Below are 18282 nucleotides of genomic sequence, written 5' to 3'. Positions count from 1 at the left end.
GTCCGGTGCACCCAGCCCGAGGTCGAGGTCCGCGCTCCTCGGCGCCGGGATCACGTCGCCGCGGCTACCCCCTGCCGCGCCACAGGACGGGCTCCTCCGACGTGGGCCGCGCGCTGCGTCCCACGCCCAGCACCTGTCCCGCGCCCGATTCGGTCAGGCCGGTCAACTCTTGCACGCCGGGTCCGGACAGGCCCTCGCCGGTCGGGTTCTCCGACGTCCAGTTCCGGCCGTCCGCAGAGCGCCACACCATCAGGTCGCCGTCACCGTACGGTCCCGTCCAGCCGGCCACCACGAAGCCCTGCGAGGTGGCGGTCATCGCGGTGATGCCGTGCTCGGGGCCCTTGCCCGCAGGCAGCCGGGTCTCCCGCCAGCTCTTGCCGCCGTCGGCGGACACGTAACCGAACGGCGTGGTGCCCCGCTCGCCGGTCGCGATCCCGGTCGCCACCAGTGTGGTGCCCTTGACCGCGATCTGGGTGAACGACGCCTTCCGAGCACCCGCCGGCAGCGGCAGGTTCTTGCGCGTCCACATGGTCCCGTCGTCGGAGGACCACACCGCGGGACGGTCGGCGCCGCCCTCGACGGCACCGCCCACCCCGACGAAGCCGAAGTCCCCGCCGACCACGCCGCGCAACCAGCGCGGGGCCCTGGCGTCCCCGGTCAGGTCGTCCTTCTTGGCGCCGGTGCCCCGCCGCCAGGTCTTCAGATCGGTGGAGAACCAGGTGGCCGCGGACAGCCCGTCCTCACCGACGATCACGTATCCCTTGGGGCCGGCCGCGGCGGTCACCGGGATGAGAGGGTCGTCGCTGCGCGGGGTGAACGCCTTGTCGTACTCGACGGACTGCCAGGTGCCGCCGTCCGGCGAGGTGTACGCCAGCGGCGTGACCTTGCCTCCGGCGGCGGTCACCCCGACCGCCAGCCAGCCGGCGCCGCCGACGGTCACCCCGGTCAGCCGCTGACTGCCGACCCGGGTGGTCACGCCCTGCGCGCGGCGCCAGTCGTCGCCCTTCGAGGACGTCCACAGCGACGCGTCACCGCCGGAGCTGCCGACCGCCACCAGCGTTCCCGAACGGGCCGCCACGGAGCGCACCGTACGGTCCGCGGTGATCACACCGGGCAGCTTGCCCGGCGGCGGGGAGACCGCCCGCCCCTGGGCGTCACGGATCTCCAGCACCGGGTTCAGGTCGCCGCCGATCTCGCTGCCCACCAGCACGGTGTGCTGGTCGACGGCCGTGTAGTCGATGTACTGACGGCTCGGGGGCTTGGGCGCCGTACCGGCCTGCTGCCAACTCGCTCCGTCGGCGCTGCGCATCAGGGTGAAGGCGTCGGCGGTCGCGATGACCGCGGTCATCCCGCCGGGCGAGGCCGTCAGGCCCACCAGCCGCTGGAAGCCCGGCACCTCGATCCGCCCGGTGGCGGTCCACTCCTTGCCGTCGGTGGAGGTGAACACCTCGGCATGCGGTCCTGCGTCGGCGTTGACCTGCCGGGCGGCGACGAAGCCGCCGCTCCCGCCGGTCACCGCCAGACCGGCGGACCGGTCCGGTGCCGGAATGGCGGTCTCCTCCCAGGAACGGCCGTTCTCGGAGTACCAGGCGAGCTGGCGCACCACCCCCTGGCGCGGCGAGCGCGCGCCCTGGACCAGGTAGCCCCGGCCGAAGACGGCGGCGTGGACGAGGGACAGCGTGCCGCTCCCCTTGAGCATCTTCAGGTCACCGTTGTCCAGCCGTCGCCAGCTCGTGCCGTCGGAGGAGATGAACGCGACCGGCTCGGCGTCGGAGCCGTCCCCCTTCTCGGAGGTGTGACCGACGGCCAGGAAGCCGGACTGGCCGGCCACCACGTAGTTGACGCGATCGCCGATCTCGAACGCCGCGCCGGCCGAGTCCGGCCGCCGTTCCCAGGTCCTGCCGTCGCGGCTGGTCCACACCGCCGTGCCACCGCCCGGCCGGTCACCGAGCGCGACCCATCCGGCCTGCGAACCGGCGACACGCCGGGGCACTCCGGTGGCGGTGGACGCGGGTCCCCCGGCGATGCGCACGGTGGCCTGGTCGAAGGTCCGCCCGGCATCGGTGGAGACCAGGAACTGCGTCCGGAACGGGGTCGTGGGGAAGTTCTCGAACTCCCCGCCGACCACCACGACCGTCGAACCCACCGCGGCGACCCCGTTGAACCCCTGCTCGCGCCCGTCCGCCCGGTTGGCGGGGTCGGCCGGGAACAGGTCGCCCGCCATGGTCGTGGGCTTGTCCGGCTCGCCGCCACCGGGCCAGAGCACCACGGCTCCGCCGACGCCCAAGGCAACCGCCAGCACGGCGGCCCCGATGATCAGCCCGCGCTTCAGCCCGCGCCGCTGCCGCTGCGGGGTTTCCAGTCGCCACGGCTCGTAGGGCGTCCCGGGAGGCGTGCTTCGCTGCTGTCCCATTCCGACGGGCGCCGGCAGCGCGCCTGGCCGCCCGTCGTCGGTGCGCGTCTCCTGCGCGGGAGGCGGTGCCGACGGAGCGTGCGGCGCTCCGTAAAACGGCGCGCTTCCCTGCCCGTAAACCCCTTGGACGGGCGGCTGCTCCGCGACCGGCGCTCCCTCGGCGGCCGGGGCCCCTCCCCAAGCAGGTGGCGTGACCGGAGGAGGAGACATGACGCCTTCGGCAGGCTGCGCCGTCCCCCAGACCGGCGAGCCGCCCTGGGCCGGCGGCATGTGCGGCGGAGCATTCTCAGCGGGCGGTGCACCGTCCGAAACGTTCTCGGGAGCCGGCTGGGATGCTCCCTGCACCGGCGGAACGCCCTGCACGGGCGGTGTGGCCGGCGGTGCCGGGGGCTGCTGCGGGGCCGTGAAGTCCAACGGGGGCGGTGGCGCCGCAGGATCCGGGGCCGCACCGAAGTTCGGAGGCAGTGGCACGTCGACCATGGTGGCGTCCGGGAACTGAACGTCCGGCGGGAGTGCCGGAACGGACGGCGGGCCGGCGCCCCAGTCCGGTGCCGGAGGCGGAGGCAGGCCGGGATCTTCCCTGTCCTCCCATGCCGGCGGAGGCGGCGGGGGGACCTGGAAGTCGTCGTCGGGCCGCGCGTTCCCACCGCCGTCCGTCGGCTGCGCGCCCTCGGCCCTGTCGTCCATTCCGTCCGCCATACCTATGCCTCGTCACTTTCACAGCCGAAAAGTCCCGGTCGGATCCTATCGAGCGGCAGGTTCATTGGCCCTGCGAAGTCAGACGCCCGCTCATCCACCGCAGCACCGGCGGCAGCACCCGATTCCAGGTGTCGAAGTTGTGGCCGCCGCTGTCCAGCACGATCGATGACGCTCGCATCGGCGGCCGGACCAGCTTCAGGAAGCGTTCGGTGTCCGCCCGGTTCCGTTCCCCCACCCTGCTGGTGGTGAGCAGCACCGACACGGGCGGAGCGGGGCGGTTGCGCAGCCGCCACAGCAGGTCGTTCTCGTTGCGTACCTGCCGGCTGCCACCGTAGAGGTCCCCGGTGGTCACGTCCTGGATGGCGTGGTAGTACCCGGATATGGCGGCGGCGGCCGAGTAGGCGTCGGGGTCGAGCATCGCCAGCTTGAGGGCGCAGTGACCGCCGGTGGACAGGCCGAACACGCCCCAGCCGCCGCGCTCCGCGGCCACCCGGTAGCCGGCCTTGATCACTTCGGGCACGTCCTGGGCGTAGTAGGCGCGGCTCTGCGGGCCGCCCGGCACGTCGACGCACTCGGTGTCCCGCGGCGGAGCCGGCGTCGGGCGCATCATCACGTATACCGCCGGCCGGATCCGGCCCGCTCGGATCTCCTCCAGCGCCTTCTGCGGGACCTGGAGCCGTTTGACCAGATTCCGCAGCGCGCCGGGATATCCGCTGAGCACCAGCACCACGGGGAACCGGTGGCTCCGTTCCTCCTGCCGGAAGTACTGCGGCGGCAGGTAGACGTAAGCGTCGGCGGCCAGCCCGGACACCGGTCCCCTGATGCGCACGTTCTCGATCACGCCGTGCTCGGCCGGGTCGTCCCCGAGGCTGAACTCCGGCTTCAGCTTGACCAGGCCGTGCGCGGCACCGTCACCGGCACCGCCCTCATCCGCGACCGCCACCTCCCCGCCTCCGAGCCCGGCCAGTTCCCGCCAGGTGGCGTAGAAGGCGAAATGCCGGTTGATCGCGACCATGACCGTGGTGATCAGCAGCAACTGGCAGGCGCCCAGCACGCCGATGCGGGCCAGCACCATCCGCGGGCCTCGCCCGGCGAGCCTGGGCCACGTCCAGACGCCACCGGCCAGCGCGGCCACCGTGACCAGGACCAGGGTGACGAGCAGCGGCAGCCCGAGGAGCCCCACGTTCCTCCCAAACCGTCGGCGCGATTGATCGCAATCTACGGCAGTACACCAGAACGGGTCTCACCGGTCACGCCGGGTCACCGTTCCCGACAGGTCGCCCCGGCGCACCGGCGGTACTCCTCCAGCAGAGCGGCCAGCTCCGCCTGCCGGGCCGGTTCCAGCACGGCGATGTGGTTGTGCAACTGGTGCGGATCGGCTGCGATGTCGTAGTACTCGCGGTCACCGTTCTCGTATTCGACGTACAGCTCGGTCTGCGTGCGGATCGCCTGGTAGGTCGGCGGGTTGCCGCCGTAGGCCACCGGCCTGTCCGGATCGTCGGGGCTGAACTTGGGGCCGACGTGCTCGATGAGGGCGGCGGTCCGCCAAGAGCCCACCGGCCGGCCGCGCAGGAACGGGACCAGCGACCGGCCGTCCACCCAATCCGGCGGCGTGAGCCCGGCCAGTTCCTCGAACGTGGGGCGCAGGTCGGTGTTCTGCGCCAGCCGGTCGACGTTGGCGCCGGCGGGCACCCCGGGACCGGTGACGATCAGCGGGACCTTCACGTCGGTGTCATAGGCGGTCATCTTGCCCTCGACCAGCCGGTGCTCGCCCAGGTGGTAACCGTTGTCGGAGCTGAAGACCACGTAGGTGTCGTCGGCCAGCCCCCGCTGTCGCAGCGTCTGCCGCAGCCGTCCGATCAGCTCGTCGATGGCCTGCACCGACCGTACCCGTGCGCGGTAGGTCCGGTCGATGAGCCGCATGTCCCTCTGGTCCAGTTTCGGGTAGCCGTTCAGCCAGGACGGCTTGTCGCCGACGTCGTGCTCGTTGAACGCCGGCCGCCTGGGCGCGGTGAGCCCGGGGAACATCTTCTCGTGCCGGGGCGCCGCCACCGCCGGGCCGTGCGGGGTGAACGTGGAGATCTCCAGCATGAACGGCTGTCCGGCGGCGGCGGACCGGTTGATGAAGTCGACGCTCTTGTTGCCGAGCACGTCGACCATGTAGTCGCCGGCCCGACGGCCGTACTGCACGAGGTTGCCGTTCTCGTTGAGGGTGTAGCCGTACTGGCTGTAGCCGAGCCCGGTCGCGTACCACTCGGTCCAGCCCGGCGGGACGTGCGCACGGGTGGAACCGGGCCGTTTCTCGGCCTCGTAGCCGTTGAGGTACTTGCCCATCAGGGCGGTGCGGTAGCCGGCCTGCTGCAGGGTCACCGCGAAGGTCTGCCGTTCACCGCCGGTGTCGCGGAAGACGGTGAACCCGCCCAGCGGCGGGTCGTTGGTGACCACCTTGGTGTTGTGCGGGTAGCGGCCGGTGAGGATGGTGGCCCGTGACGGGCAGCACAGCGTGTCGGCCACCAGGAAGTTGGTGAACGTGGTGCCCTGCGCCTGCATGGCCCGCACGTTCGGCATGTAGGCGACCAGGTCCCAGGACAGGTCGTCGGTCAGCACGAACACGATGTTGGGCCGCTTGACCGGGGCCTTCCCGGTGGGGGTCGCGGTCGGCGGCGACGCCGAGCCCACCGCCGCGTCGCACCCGGACACCAGCAGGGCCAAGGCGACGATCACGCCCACCATCCGACTCGGCTTCCGGCGGGACATCGGCACCTCTCTGCGTTCGTCGTCGGCGTGGCCGACGGGGCACGGCGGCCCCGGTGGCGCGCCTAGGCGGGCAGCAGCGGATCGGTGGACCGGGACGTCGTCAGCCTGGCCGGCTGGGACTCCGCGGATCCGGTCGGCGGCGGAACGCGTGCCCCGCCGGCGCCGATCTGCGCGGCCGCGGCCTTGAGCCTGGGCTTCATCCAGCGCTGAGCGGGGGTTTCCACCAGCCGATACACCAGATACGAGACCGTCAGCGAGACAACGATACAGAGGCCCAGGAGTTCCCAGTTGTCCATGTGCGGTCGCAGCTTTTCGACCAGCACCCGGCCCAGGGTCTCGTGCAGCAGGTAAAGGGGGTAGGTCAGCGCCCCGAGCACGGTGAATCCTCGCCACCGCAGCCACGACAGCCGGCGCGTGGCCACCAGCGCCATGATGATGAAGATCACGGTGACCACGGCGATGGTGACGTGGGCCCACACCCCCGGCCAGACCAGTTCCTCGTTGACGATGGTCGAGCGGTAGTACGCCGCCAGCGCCCAGCAGCACGTGATGATGAGGCCGAGCACGAGGTTGGGGCCGAATCGGTAGACGAGGTAGAAGGCCATGCCGGCGATGAAGTACGGCGCCCAGGTGGGAAAGAGCAGCTTTTCCAGCAGACCGAATTCGGCCTCGTGCGCGAACACCCCGAGCAGCAGCCAGCCCACCAGGAAACCGACGCACCGCGAGTAGGTGATGCCACGCCAGATCAGCAGCGCCACCAGCACGTAGAAGTGCAGCTCGACCCACAGCGTCCAGTAGACGGTCTCCATTTTCTGGGCGCCCGCCCCGACCTCCATCATGGTCATGTTGGGCAGGTAGACCAGCAGCGGAGTGTCGCCGTCGGGCGTCCGGGTGAAACCGGCGATCCCGGTGAGCAGGTACAGCACCACGACGAGGGTGACACCGAACCAGTACGCCGGGAAGAGCCGCACCACCCGGGAGACGGCGAAGTCCCCGACCCCACGCCCCCATCCGCTCATCAGGATGACGAAGCCGCTGATGAGAAAGAACAGGTCGACCCCGAGGTTGCCGAAATGCGAGACCACGGAGACGTACGGCAGGTTGTCGTGGTTGTGCACGCCCCAGCCGGCGATCCGGCCGACCTCGTGGTGCAGGACGACCGCCAGCGCGGCGACGAACCGCAGCAGGTCCAGCTCGCGCAGCCGTGCGTCCGGCGCCGGCATCACGGCGTTCGAGGGGGTCATCGGTCGCTCCCGGCCATGAGGGGGCCGGCCGGGCCGCCGGGGGCGGGCCGCCGCGGTGCGGGAACGTGCGGGAGAAGCGTGGGCGGCGCGGCGTCCGCCGCCGGTTCGGCACGGCGGATCTGCTCCAGGGCGGCCTTGAGCCGGGGGCGCAGCAGGCGCTGCACGGGCTTCTCGACGAGGCGGTAGATCAGGATCGAGACCGTGAGCGTGACGGCGACGCTGACGCCGAGCTGCTGCCAGTGTCCCAGGTCGTCGCGGTACTCCTCCCACAGCACCCGGCCGATGGTGTCGTGCACCAGGTAGACGGGGTAGGTGAGGGCGCCGACCGGCACCCAGTGCCGCCACGCCAGCCAGCGCAGCCTCCGGGTGGCGACCAGCCACATGACCAGGAACGCCAGCGTCACGCCGGCGGCGATGACCGCCTGGTGGTACGGCGGCAGCTTGAGGTCGGGGTTGACGGTCGTGGAGCGGTGGTACACCGCCAGCGCCCAGCCGGCCAGGGCGATGAGGGTGAGCACCAGGTTGGGCCCGAACCGGTACATCAGGTAGAAGGCCATCCCGGCGATGAAGTACGGCGCCCACTCGGGGATCAGCAGCACCTTCAGGAAGGTGAATTCGGTCTCCTGGACGAACTGACCGCCGATCAGCCAGGCGACCATGAACGCGACGCACCGGGCGTAGGTCACGCCCCGCCAGACCAGCAGCGCGATCAGCGCGTAGAAGTGCAGCTCCACCCAGAGGGTCCAGTAGACCGGATCCAGGTCCTGGACGCCCACACCCTCCTGGAGCATCGTCATGTTCGGCAGGTACACCAGCAGCGACAGGTCCGGATCGTCGCCGGGGCGGATCCAGACGTGCCCGGTGGTCATGTACAGGCCCAGGGCGAGCGTCACCGCGAACCAGTAGGCGGGCAGGATCCGGACCACCCGGGAGACGGCGTAGTCGCCGACGGGCCGGCCCCAGGAGCTCATCAGGATGACGAAGCCGCTGATGACGAAGAACAGGTCCACCCCGAGGAAGCCGTACTGGGTGACATGCGGCAGGACGCCGCCCAGGTCGGGGTAGCCCTCCGGTCCCCAGCCCGCGATCCGGCCGACGAAGTGGTGGAGCAGCACCAGCACCGCGGCGACGAAGCGCAGCAGGTCGATCTCGTACAAACGCTCGTCGGGCACAGTGGAGCGTGGAGCGGCGGCATTGGACAAAAGATCAGCCCTCTTGCGGACAGGCGGGGCGCCGGACTTCCTGACATGGCCGGGCGATCCGGCCGGGAGCGGAGCGGCGAAGTGTTCGCTGGCCGGGGATCGTACCGGAACGACCGGTTTGCGTACTACCGAAAGACGATCATCGGCCGACTGTGGCCGTCACGCCGGCAGCCCCATCGCCTGCCGGCGTTCCCGTCGTTTCTCCACCAGCAGGTCGGCCGCCCGGTCGATGCCGCCGTCCCACAGCACCTTGCCGCGCTCCAGGAACACTCCTCGGGTGCACAGCCTGCGCAGCAGGCCCACGTCGTGGGCGACGATCACCATGGTGCGGCCGCTGTCGCGGTACTCGTGCAGCCGTGCGATGCACTTGTCGCGGAACAGCGGGTCGCCGACCGCCAGCACCTCGTCGATCAGGAACACGTCCGGCTCGGTGTGCACCGCGATGGAGAACGCCAGCCGCATGAACATGCCCGAGGAGTAGAACCGCACCGGCTGGTCCAGGAACCGTCCGATGTCGGCGAACTCCACGATCGCGTCGAACTTGCGTCGGGTCTCCGCCTCGGACATGCCGAGGATCGCCCCGTTGAGGAACACGTTCTCCCGGCCGGTCAGGTCCGGATGCAGACCCGCGCCGACCTCGATCAGCCCGGCGATCCGGCCGCGCACCCGGACCCGGCCCTCGTCCGGCGGCAGCACCCCGGAGATGATCTTCAGCAGGGTGCTCTTGCCCGATCCGTTCACCCCGAGCAGCGCGGTGGTCTCCCCCGCCTCGATGGTCATCGACACGTCGTCCAGCGCCAGGAACGTGTCGCGCAGCCGCTCGCGGCGCAGCGCCCGGATCGTCATGTTCTTGATCGACCGGGCGTGCCGGAGCGTGAACCGCTTCGTCACCCCGTCGACGACGACGGCTTCCATCTGCTCAGAGCTCCTCGGCGAAGCGCCGCTGCAACCGGGCGAACACCAGCTGGCCGACCACCAGCACGACGACCGCGACCGCCAGCGAGACCAACCCGTCGCGGGTGAGATGGTCGGGGAAGGCGAACGAGCGGTCGGTGGTCGGCCACCAGAAGGCGCGTTCGAACAGCAGCACGGCGTCGGCCAGCGGATTGGCCAGGTACAGGTCCAGGGCCCAGGGCGGGGCGGTGTCGCGGACCACCGTCCACGGATAGATCATCGGCACCGACCAGGTGACGAACAGCGTGCTGATGTCCACCACCTTGTCGGTGTCGCGGTAGAACACGTGCAGCGCCGAGCACATCAGTCCCAGCCCCATGCCGAGCACCGCCACCAGCGCGAACCCGAGCAGCATCGAACCGAGGGCGGCGGGCGTGGGCCGCCACCCGTTCCAGGCCGCCGCGACCGTCACGATCGCCAGCCCCGGCAGCAGGTGCACTCCCGACACCAGCAGCGAGGCCGCCGGGAACAGCTCGCGCGGCAGGTAGACCTTGCGGACCAGCGGCGCATTGCCCAGCACCGCGTGGGTGGCGTTGATCAGGGTCTCGTTGAAGAACGACACCAGGACCAACCCGGAGAACATGTAGATCGGGAAGTGCTCGATCTGCCTGTTCATCCCGAGGAAGACGCCCACCACGAAGTAGAACACCGCGAAGTGGGCGGCCGGCCGCACGTACGACCAGCCGAGACCGAGCAACGAGCCCTGGTAGCGGGCTCGCAGCTCGCGTCGCACGATCAGCCTGAGCAGGTAGCGGTGGCGGAACAGGTCCACCGGGCCGCCGCCCCGGCCCGGCTCCACCAGCTCGGCCACCGGAGCCGCGGCCCGCCCCGGGGCCGCCCCCGGCGCACCGGTCATTCCGGCCGTGCCTTCGTGAACGTCTCCTGCCACTCCTCGGGCGAGGTCAGCGAGGGCAGGGCCGCCTTGTAGCGGCGGCTCAGCGACGCCCAGTCCTTGGCGAGCTGGGCGTGCAGCGCCGTGGCCCGGCGGATCAGCGACCAGAACTCGTGCCGATCGCGCTGGTACCAGGCGGCCTTGGTGCCGTCGGCCGAGGAGACCAGGGCGCTGTCCAGCTTGGTCAGCAGCCACCAGGTCTGGTCCACGTGCGGGACCACCGTCTGCGGGTAGGTGAGCTGGAACGAGTCCACCGGGCGGAGCTGGCGGGCTGCCCCCAGCAGGGCGGTGCGGATCATGTCGCGGCGGTTCCTGGGCGGCACGATGTCCCGTCCCTTGCGGGGCGGCTTGCGCCGCCGCACCGGCGGGAAGGCGTCCAGGTCCGGCTTGGCGCGCGCGTCGGTGAACTCGGCGCGGATCCGCTGCAGCTCGCCCATCTTGGTGACGATGGAGGTGTGCAGGTCCTCCGGGCCCTTCAAGGCGTCCTCGATGGCCAGCAGCATCAGCTCGGCGGTGGAGTACTGCATCGCCAGCGCGTGCTTGATGGTGATGAACAGGCTCTCCTTGAGCATGTTGCCGCCGCGGTCGTACGGCGAGTACATCAACGCCGTGATGATGCGGTTCCGCTCGGTGAAGTAGGCCTGCCAGTCGGTCATGACGTCCTTGGAGTGCCACGGCACGTGCCACACCGCCGCCCCCGGCAGGGTGACCGTGGGCACGCCGGCCTCCTTGGCGCGCAGTCCGTACTCGATGTCGTCCCACTTGATGAAGAACGGCAGCGACAGCCCGATCTTGCGGATCACCTCGACCGGGATCAGGCACATCCACCAGGCGTTGTACTCCACGTCGGCGCGCCGGTGCAGCCACGGCGTCTCGCGCAGCGGGTGGACGGCCAGATCGTGGCTCATGTGGGTGTGCGCCACCGGCGTCATCCACCAGCGGTACCGGGCGATCTGCTCGCCGAACACGTGCAGCACCGACCGGTTGTACAGGTCGAGCATGTGCCCGCCGACGATGATCTGGGACTTGGCCAGATCCGCGAACGTCACCGTGCGGAGGATTCCCTCCGGTTCCAGGATGACGTCGTCGTCCAGCAGCAGCGCGTACTTGCTGCGGTCGGACTGCACCGCCTCGTGCATGGCCCGTGCGAAGCCGCCCGAGCCGCCCAGGTTGGCCTGGTCGATGACGCGCAGTCGGGAGCCCAGCGCCTCGGCCGCGGCGGGGAAGTCGGGGTGGTCCTCGATCCGGTCGGTGCCCTGATCGACCACCACGATCTCGTCGACGACGTCCAGCACTTCGCCGGCCTGGCCGAGCGCCAGCAACTGCTCCACGCAGAACTTCGGCCGGTTGAAGGTGGTGATGCCGATGGTGGCGGTGCCGGTCTCGGTCTGGTCGGTGACCGCGCACCAGTCGGCCTGCTCCAGCACCGCGGTGCGGCCGTCGGCGATCATGTCGAACCAGTACCAGCCGCCGTCGATGAACGGGGTGAGCGGCAGTGTCAGCGTCTCCTCCACCGACTCCTCCGAGTCGATGTGGAACGACTTGACCCGTTCGACATGCCCCTTGCCGGTGGACCGGTAGACCAGGACGGTGGCCTCACCGCGGGCCCGCACCCGCAGCGTCACCTCCTCCACGGTGCTCCACCGCCGCCAGTAGCTGGCCGGGAAGGCGTTGAAGTAACTGCAGAACGAGATGCGCGTGCCCGAAGGGATGACCAGGCTGCGCCGGCCGATGATCTCGGCGCTGTCCTCGGCGGTCGCCGGCCGGTAGGCCGCACCCCGGCCGGGCGCCGCCTGGTCCTGCTCGGCCAGCACCTGCTCGGCGGCCGACGCCACGTCCGCGGTCCGGCGTCCGAACACCGCGTTGCCGTCGACGTACAGCTTGAGCACGTCGACGTCCCGCTCCGCGGGCATGATCACGCGGTGCAGGACCCGCAACTGCTCGGTCATTCGTCCACTCCTCCGCTGATGAGCCGCGCGCCCTCGGTGAAGTGGGGCCGCAGCCGGTTGTCGACCATGCTCAGCGCGCTCGCGATGGCCATGTGCATGTCCAGGTACTTGTAGGTGCCGAGCCGGCCGCCGAACAGCACGCCGTCCTCGCGCCGGGCCATCTCGCGGTAGCGCAGCAGCCGGGCCCGGTCCGCCGGCGTGTTGATCGGGTAGTACGGCTCGTCGCCGCGGGCGGCGAACCGGGAGTACTCCCGCATGATCACGGTCTTGTCCGCGGGGTAGTGCGTGCGCTCGGGATGGAAGTGCCGGAACTCGTGGATCCGGGTGTAGGGCACGTCCTCGTCGGCGTAGTTCATCACCGGGGTGCCCTGGAAGTCGCCGGTCGGCTTGACCTCCAGCTCGAAGTCCAGGGTGCGCCACCCCAGCTCGCCCTCGGCGTACTCGAAATAGCGGTCCAGCGGGCCGGTGTAGACCACCGGGACGTTGCCGACCAGATCGCCGCGCAGGTCGAAGAAGTCGGTGTCCAGCCGCACCTCGATGTTCGGATGGTCGGCCATCCGCTCCAGCCAGGCGGTGTAGCCGTCGACCGGCAGTCCCTCGTAGGTGTCGTTGAAGTAGCGGTTGTCGAACGTGTAGCGGACCGGGAGCCGGGTGATGATCTCGGCGGGCAGTTCCCTGGGATCGGTCTGCCACTGCTTGGCGGTGTAGCCCCGGATGAACGCCTCGTACAGGGGCCGTCCGATCAGGGAGATCGCCTTCTCCTCCAGGTTGCGCGGCTCGGCTATCTCCCCCGCCTGCTCGGCCACCAGCGCGCGGGCCTCGTCGGGAGTGAACGCCCGGCCGAAGTACTCGCAGATGGTGCCCAGGTTGATGGGCATCGGGTAGACGCGGCCCTTGAAGATCGAGTAGACCCGGTGCCGGTAGTCGGTGAACCGGGTGAACCGGTTGACGTACTCCCAGACCCGCTCGTTGGAGGTGTGGAACAGGTGCGCCCCGTAGCGGTGCACCTCGATGCCGGTCTCCGGCTCCGCCTCGCTGTAGGCGTTGCCGCCGATGTGGTCGCGGCGTTCCAGCACCAGGACCCGCAGGCCGAGTTCGGTCGCGCAGCGCTCGGCCACCGTCAGGCCGAAGAATCCGGAACCGACGACGACGAGGTCAATGTTCACTGCTGTCCTTCTGTTCCACGGGGGCGGGGGCTTGCGAAGGTCGAGGTGCGGAGTTCACTCGCCCGCCGTCAAGCCGACGTCCACGCACCGAAGGTCACCCTTGTCGACCCTGGGGCACCTTATTGCTCTGCGCGGCTAAGATACCGGCATCGACCGCCGGGCATGACCGGTTTGTGACGGTCGTCGCGCGCTCCCCGGGGAGGGTGACGCGCGACACAGGCGGCGGTTCCGCCACCGCGCCGCGCAAGGAGAGCCATCACGATGCCCGCCGATTCCCCCCCGGCCGCATCATCCCGACCGCCCGTCGTCTACCTGCACATCGGGGCCCCCAAGAGCGGTACGACATTCGTCCAGGACGTGTTGTGGACCAACGCCGCCCTGCTTCGCGACCACGGCGTGCTGCTGCCCGGCGGCTCGTTCGCCGCGCACGTTGCCGGCACCAAGGACCTGCGCGAACTCGAGCCCGAGCCGAGCGAGCCCGCACGCTGGGACGGCGCCTGGGACGCACTGGCCGCCGAGATCAAGGCGGCCGAGGGCGCGCGCACCGCGGTGATCTCCAACGAGGTGCTCTGCGCCACCGAACAACACCAGGTGGACCGGGCGATGAAGTCCCTCGCACCGGCCGAGGTCCACATCGTCTATTCGGCGCGCGACATGGCGGGACTGCTGCCCTCGGAATGGCAGGAGTACGTCAAGCACCGCTACCACTATTCCTTCGGCCACTGGCTCACCGAGGTCATCGACAAAGGGCCCGGGCATGGCGCCGGAGACTGGTTCTGGAGGGTCCACGACATCCCCCAGGTCCTCGGGCGGTGGGCGGCGCACGTTCCGCCCGAGCGCATCCACGTGCTCACCATGCCCCGGCCCGGCGCGCCGCACGACCTGCTCTGGCGGAGGTTCGCGGAACTGCTCGGCATCGGCCACGTCCCGGTGGACCTGACCCGGACCCGCACCAACTCCTCGCTCGGGGCCGTGGAGACCGAGGTCCTGCGCCATGTCAACGCCGCGCTGGACGACGAGACCCCCATGTGGCTGTACCACCGGGTGGTCACCGACATCCTCGCCCTGCAGGTGCTCCCGGGCAGCGGCCCGCGGCGGGACCGGGTGACGCTCCCGGCCGACCGCCGCCCGTGGGCCGAGCAGCGCGCCGCCGAGCTGGTCGAGGCCATCCGCACCGCCGGCTATGACGTGGTGGGCTCGCTCGAGGAGCTGCTGCCGCCGGCCACCACCGCGCAGGGCGTGACCGTCCCCGAACACCTCGCCGGGTCCGAGCTGGTGGAGACCGCCGCCAACGCCATCATCGGGCTGCTGGACCGTATCGCCGCACTGCGCGAGGAGAACCACCGGCTGCACGACGAGCGCCGCGAGCAGCGCGACACCCCGCTGCCCAAGCTGCTGGCGCGCACCGCGAGCGAACGGCACAAGACGGTGTGGCGGATGCGGGTCGCGTACTGGCATCTGATGGAGCGGATCAAGGGCATCGAGCCGGCCGCCGAGACCCCCGGGCCCGAGGACGCGGCCGAGCCTCCCACGCTGCGTCGTAAGAGCAACGGCGAGCAGGAGCGCCGGGACGGGGCGCCGCGGTGACCGAGCGCGTCGTGACCGTCATCGTCACCCACGACCGGCGCGACCTGCTGGCCGAGTCGCTGACCGCGGTGCAGGCCCAGACCCGCAGGCCCGACCTGGTGCTGGTGGTCGACAACGCCTCCACCGACGGCACCGGCGACCTGGTCCGCGAACGGTTCCCCGACATCGAGCTGGTCGCGCTGGCGGAGAACACCGGCGGCGCCGGCGGATTCGCGGTGGGCGTCGCCCGCGCCCTGGAGCGCGACGCGGACCTGATCTGGCTGATGGACGACGACACCGTCGCCGAACCGGGTGCGCTGGAGGCCCTGTTGGAGGCCCGGCGGCGGATACCCGGCCCACCGGCCCTGGTCGCCAGCCGGGTGGTGTGGACCGACGGCCGGGAGCACCCGATGAACACGCCCCGGATCAAGCCGCGGGCGACCCGGGAGGAGCTGGCGCGGGCCACCGCGGCCCGCTGCGTGCCCATCCGCAGCGCCTCGTTCGTCTCGATCCTCGTCGAGGCGCAGGCGGTGCGCGAACGAGGGCTGCCGATGGCCGACTACTTCCTGTGGAACGACGACTTCGAGTTCACCACCCGGCTGCTGCGCGACCGGGAGGGCGTGCTGTGCCATGACAGCGTCGTGACGCACAAGACCCGCACCTTCGGGGACGTGGAGACCGACCCTGGCGACCGCTTCTACTACGAGGTCCGCAACAAGGTCTGGCTGTTCACGCGCAGTCCCGGCCTGACCCCGATGGAGCGGGTGCTGTACGGGGGATCCACCGCGCGCCGCTGGGTGCGAACCTTCGCGCGGTCACGGGACCGCACCGTCCTGCGCGACGGGTTCGTCCGCGGGATGCGGGCCGGTTTGCGGGAACGTCCCCGCCCGACCGGGGAGCTGATCGCCCGATGGACCGCCGGAGACGAGTCCGAGGACTGAACGGCCGTCAGCCCTCGGGCATCTGCTGCCGCGCCTGCCCCACGACCGCCACCAGCCGTTCACGGGCCCGGTTGCGACGAGCCCCGTAGGGGGCGACGATCCAGCGATAGACCGGGCGCCGAACCCTCGTCGGGACCAGCCGGTAGCCGCCGCGGATCGCAACGTTCCTGACGTACTGGGCGCGGGTGATGAAGCCGTGGCGGAGCATCTCGCGCTGCAGGCGGAGCTCGGAGTTGAGCAGGGCGCGGCCGCCGCGGCGTTCGTAGGCGCCGTCGCTGACGCGGTAGTAGACCAGCGGCTCGGCGACGTTCACCACCCGGGCGCCGCCCGCGATCATGCGCACGAACAGCCAGTAGTCCTCCATCAGGGGGAGGTCGCCGTAGCCGCCCGCGGCCAGCACCGCGCTGCGCCGGTAGACCACCGTGGGGTGGTTGAACGGGTCGTGCAGGCGCGAGTAGCGGGCGATGTCCAGCGGGTCGCTGGGCGGGATCCGGCGGCCCACGATGTCGTTCAGGTCCGCGCCGAACTCCAGCAGCCCCGCGCCGACCAGGTCGGCCCCGGCGCGCACCAGCGGCACCTGCAGCTTGAAGCGGTGCGGCATGGCGACGTCGTCGGCGTCCATGCGGGCCACGATGTCGTTGTCACAGGCCGACAGCCCCGTGTCCAGCGCCGGGCCCAGCCCCCGGTTGCGCTCCAGCCGCAGGAACTTGACCCGCACCGGGCTGGTCGCCACCAGCTCCCGCAGGCAGCCGGCCACCGCGTCGGGCACCGGTCCGTCCTGCACCAGCACCACCTCGTCGGGCCGCAGCATCTGGTCGTGCACCGCGCTGCGGAACGCCGCCCGGACGTAGTCCTCTCGATCGCCGCCATAGACGGTCAGCAACAGGGAGAAAGGTTCGGGGGCCATCGGTCCATCTCTGCGACGGGGGGATCGCCCGCGCCGCCCGGGGCGGTCGCGTGCTCTGCGCGGACAAGATATCGGTCCGCCCTGACATAACAGGCGGAAAGGGGCCCTGTCGGTGGTTGTTTCCCTACTCGTAACGTTCAGCCGGTGCCCGCGCAGGGGTCGGCGTCGGCGCGCCGCTCGCCGGCGATCTTCGGCAGCGGGGTGCCGGAGCCCCGGAGCTGGACTCCGCCCTTGCCGATGACGAGGTAGACGGTGCCGGGTTTGGCCTTGGCGTACGGCTTGGGCTGCACCCCGGGGATGGCCTGGGCCAGGGCGGCGGCCTGGCGTTCGGCGCCGGGAGCGTACAGGATCTGGGTGGGCCTGGTGGGGGGCTGCTTACGGGAGCCGACCTGGACGACCTTGAAGCCCATGTCCTTGAGCCCGTCGGCGGTGCGCTGGGCCAGGCCCTGGGTGTCGGTGCCGTTCAGGACGGCGACGCTGGTCTCGGCGGGCCTGGCGGGGGGCTGGGCGGCCTGCTGGGCGGGGGCCTTGGACGGCGGCGGGGCCTTGGGCAGCTCGTTGTCCTCGCGGATGGCGTCGAACAGCGGCTTGGCCTGCGCCTGGTTGATCTGCACCCGGTTGGGGTCGGCCGGGTAGGCCTGCACCGGGACGGTGACGAAGGTGACCTTGCCGGCGCTCATCCCCTGCATGCTGCGCGCCAGCTTCTGCATGGTGTTCAGGGTGAGCCGGTCGTCGACCTTGACCGCGCCGGCCACCGCCTTGAGGAAGTCGTAGGTCCTGGCCGGGTCCTTGAGCATTCCGCTGCCGGTGGCCTTCTTGACCACCGAGCCCATGAACGCCTGCTGGCGCTTGATCCGCGACAGGTCCGAGCCGTCGCCCAGCCCGCCGGTGCGGGTGCGCACGTAGCCGACCGCCTGCCGGCCCATCACGACCTGCCGGCCGGCCCTGAGCTTCAGGTCGGCCTTGGGGTCGTTGACCGCCCTGGGCACGCAGATCTCCACCCCGCCGAGCGCGTCCACCACCTCGATGAACCCGGACATGTCGATCTCGACGTAGTGGTCGATGCGGATCTTGGTGAGGTCCTCGATGAGGTTCCAGGTGCAGGTCGGCCCGGCGAACGAGTAGGCCCAGTTGAGCTGGCCGAAGCTGGGCGGGACCCGGGCGCCGTTCTCCTTCCTGCACTCGGGGATCCGCACCATCGAGTCGCGGGGGAAGCTGATCCCGATCGCCCGTTCGCCGCCCGGGGAGATGTGCATCAGGATCGTGGTGTCGGAGCCGCCGCCCTGGTCGGCGCCGAACTGCTTGTTCTCGCCGTCCCGGTTGTCGGAGCCGATCAGCAGGATGTTGAGGGAGTTGTTGAGCTTGGGCGGCCGGTTGGCGTTCAGCTGGTCGTCGACGTTGTCGCGGGTGATGCTGCCGTTGATGCTGCGGTAGAAGCCGTACGCGGTGAGGCTGGTCACCACCATCACCGCCGACAGGACGACGGACGCCCAGCCGATCAGCCGCCAGCGCCGGTCGCCCGCCGCGGGCGGTGCCGTCTCGACGGGGACGCTACGCTCTGAAATGGCCAAACGTTCCATCCGTCATCTTCC

Annotated in this window: 13 protein-coding genes; 2 read left to right on the top strand and 11 right to left on the bottom strand. The window is 70.7% G+C overall.

From position 1 onward, the window contains the following. Positions 1–64: 64 nt before the first annotated feature. From HNR21_RS10350 to glf, 9 genes are all read right to left on the bottom strand, one after another. On the bottom strand, positions 65–2413 hold the full coding sequence (locus tag HNR21_RS10350) for a hypothetical protein (RefSeq protein ID WP_182705025.1): 2349 nt from the start codon (positions 2411–2413) through the stop codon (positions 65–67). 760 nt (positions 2414–3173) lie between these two features. Then, complete coding sequence (locus HNR21_RS10345) at positions 3174–4295, bottom strand: alpha/beta hydrolase (RefSeq protein WP_119726966.1); 1122 nt, start codon at positions 4293–4295, stop codon at positions 3174–3176. 77 nt (positions 4296–4372) lie between these two features. After that, a complete protein-coding gene (locus HNR21_RS10340; protein WP_220500114.1) occupies positions 4373–5836 on the bottom strand; it encodes a sulfatase family protein in 1464 nt (487 codons plus the stop codon). 95 nt (positions 5837–5931) lie between these two features. Then, positions 5932–7113, bottom strand: coding sequence for an acyltransferase family protein (locus tag HNR21_RS10335; RefSeq protein ID WP_182705023.1), 1182 nt, complete (start codon positions 7111–7113; stop codon positions 5932–5934). Next, on the bottom strand, positions 7110–8285 hold the full coding sequence (locus HNR21_RS10330; RefSeq protein WP_182705022.1) for an acyltransferase family protein: 1176 nt from the start codon (positions 8283–8285) through the stop codon (positions 7110–7112). The genes HNR21_RS10335 and HNR21_RS10330 overlap by 4 nt, the downstream gene beginning before the upstream one ends. A gap of 189 nt (positions 8286–8474) precedes the next feature. After that, on the bottom strand, positions 8475–9230 hold the full coding sequence (locus tag HNR21_RS10325; RefSeq protein ID WP_119726962.1) for an ABC transporter ATP-binding protein: 756 nt from the start codon (positions 9228–9230) through the stop codon (positions 8475–8477). Between the two features lie 4 nt (positions 9231–9234). Then, positions 9235–10125 (bottom strand): ABC transporter permease, encoded by an 891-nt coding sequence (locus HNR21_RS10320; protein ID WP_182705021.1) that lies wholly within the window; start codon positions 10123–10125, stop codon positions 9235–9237. Next, positions 10122–12110, bottom strand: a complete 1989-nt coding sequence (locus tag HNR21_RS10315; protein WP_182705020.1) for a glycosyltransferase — start codon at positions 12108–12110, stop codon at positions 10122–10124. The genes HNR21_RS10320 and HNR21_RS10315 overlap by 4 nt, the downstream gene beginning before the upstream one ends. Beyond that, complete coding sequence (gene glf / locus HNR21_RS10310) at positions 12107–13276, bottom strand: UDP-galactopyranose mutase (protein ID WP_182705019.1); 1170 nt, start codon at positions 13274–13276, stop codon at positions 12107–12109. The genes HNR21_RS10315 and glf overlap by 4 nt, the downstream gene beginning before the upstream one ends. Positions 13277–13537: 261 nt before the next feature. Between glf and HNR21_RS10305 the strand changes: the two genes are divergently transcribed. Together HNR21_RS10305 and HNR21_RS10300 are read left to right on the top strand one after the other, a co-directional pair. Next, complete coding sequence (locus tag HNR21_RS10305; protein WP_182705018.1) at positions 13538–14863, top strand: hypothetical protein; 1326 nt, start codon at positions 13538–13540, stop codon at positions 14861–14863. Beyond that, the gene (locus tag HNR21_RS10300; protein WP_182705017.1) at positions 14860–15783 is read left to right on the top strand and encodes a glycosyltransferase; all 924 of its coding nucleotides are present in this window, start codon (positions 14860–14862) and stop codon (positions 15781–15783) included. The genes HNR21_RS10305 and HNR21_RS10300 overlap by 4 nt, the downstream gene beginning before the upstream one ends. A gap of 7 nt (positions 15784–15790) precedes the next feature. Here the strand turns inward: HNR21_RS10300 and HNR21_RS10295 are convergent, their stop codons facing one another. Together HNR21_RS10295 and HNR21_RS10290 are read right to left on the bottom strand one after the other, a co-directional pair. After that, a complete protein-coding gene (locus HNR21_RS10295) occupies positions 15791–16690 on the bottom strand; it encodes a glycosyltransferase (RefSeq protein WP_182705016.1) in 900 nt (299 codons plus the stop codon). A gap of 137 nt (positions 16691–16827) precedes the next feature. Further along, positions 16828–18261, bottom strand: coding sequence for an LCP family protein (locus HNR21_RS10290; protein WP_182705015.1), 1434 nt, complete (start codon positions 18259–18261; stop codon positions 16828–16830). Positions 18262–18282 lie beyond the last annotated feature (21 nt).

Source organism: Thermomonospora cellulosilytica, assembly GCF_014138835.1.
Taxonomy (GTDB): domain Bacteria; phylum Actinomycetota; class Actinomycetes; order Streptosporangiales; family Streptosporangiaceae; genus Thermomonospora; species Thermomonospora amylolytica.
The sequence above is the reverse complement of the archived record's forward strand: the minus strand, read 5'-3'. Positions and strand labels throughout refer to the sequence as shown.

Coding starts and splice junctions, on each gene's coding strand:
- HNR21_RS10350 (WP_182705025.1), bottom strand. CDS start 2,413: ATGGGACAGCAGCGAAGCACGCCTCCCGGGACGCCCTACGAGCCGTGG.
- HNR21_RS10335 (WP_182705023.1), bottom strand. CDS start 7,113: ATGACCCCCTCGAACGCCGTGATGCCGGCGCCGGACGCACGGCTGCGC.
- HNR21_RS10325 (WP_119726962.1), bottom strand. CDS start 9,230: ATGGAAGCCGTCGTCGTCGACGGGGTGACGAAGCGGTTCACGCTCCGG.
- HNR21_RS10320 (WP_182705021.1), bottom strand. CDS start 10,125: ATGACCGGTGCGCCGGGGGCGGCCCCGGGGCGGGCCGCGGCTCCGGTG.
- HNR21_RS10315 (WP_182705020.1), bottom strand. CDS start 12,110: ATGACCGAGCAGTTGCGGGTCCTGCACCGCGTGATCATGCCCGCGGAG.
- HNR21_RS10305 (WP_182705018.1), top strand. CDS start 13,538: ATGCCCGCCGATTCCCCCCCGGCCGCATCATCCCGACCGCCCGTCGTC.
- HNR21_RS10295 (WP_182705016.1), bottom strand. CDS start 16,690: ATGGCCCCCGAACCTTTCTCCCTGTTGCTGACCGTCTATGGCGGCGAT.